The sequence below is a fragment of the Ulvibacter sp. 2305UL32-6 genome (assembly GCF_058148545.1).
The window spans coordinates 1-719 of record NZ_JBYVKA010000071.1 but is presented as its reverse complement, the minus strand read 5'-3'; the positions used below and the strand labels follow the sequence as shown (position 1 = coordinate 719).

General features: G+C 33.1%; 1 protein-coding gene. It reads right to left on the bottom strand.

Annotated features, from left to right (window positions below):
- Window positions 1-146: 146 nt before the first annotated feature.
- Window positions 147-695 carry a DUF6609 family protein gene (locus tag ACY2RU_RS17765; protein ID WP_490139826.1) on the bottom strand — a complete coding sequence of 183 codons (549 nt, stop codon included), beginning with the start codon at window positions 693-695 and terminating at the stop codon, window positions 147-149.
- Between the last annotated feature and the right edge of the window lie 24 nt (window positions 696-719).

Genomic DNA, 719 nt, shown 5'->3' with positions numbered 1-719 from the left:
GGTCTCGTATAACCGTCAGTTACGGGTTAAATTAGCGATTATTTTCGGTTTAGGACAGGCGTTAGCAATTCCGAGTGGATTCGGACGTAGTCGAATCCGCCGTAATTGCGGTTATACATTGTTGTGCAACGTTTTTTATTTCGTTATTATGAATTAACGCTTTTAGGTTTTATTTGTGGTTTTTCCATAAACATAATTAGTCCTAAAATTATTTTTAAAAGTCCATCAGTCGACCAAAAAACATAAAGAGGCCAATCTACAATCCAAATCCCAAAGGTTGCAAGTATAGTACATAATAGTCCAAGAATTCCCATTTTCGGTCCGTGTGAAAAATACATTATAATAAGATGTATTCCAACAACGAAAAGAACCCATAATAATAAAGTCCGCATATCATTTTCGGGGAAAATATTGTATACAATTTGAATCAATATTATTTCTAAAATGATTGCAGAAACTAATACTATTATTTGGAATTTTTTTGGTTTTCCGAGTGGTGTTCTATAACGTTTTCCAAATTTCGCAAGGATTGGTGATGATATTATGGCTAAAAAAAATCCAATCCCTAGAGTGATTCCATAGAATTCTATTCCGAGTAATGCTCCAACTACAATACCAAACCCTATGAATAAAACAAATAATCCTCCAGTTCTAATCAGAGGAAATGGGTGTAATACTTGGTTTGCTTTTTCCATTTATTTGTTTTTTTCAAATGTTGC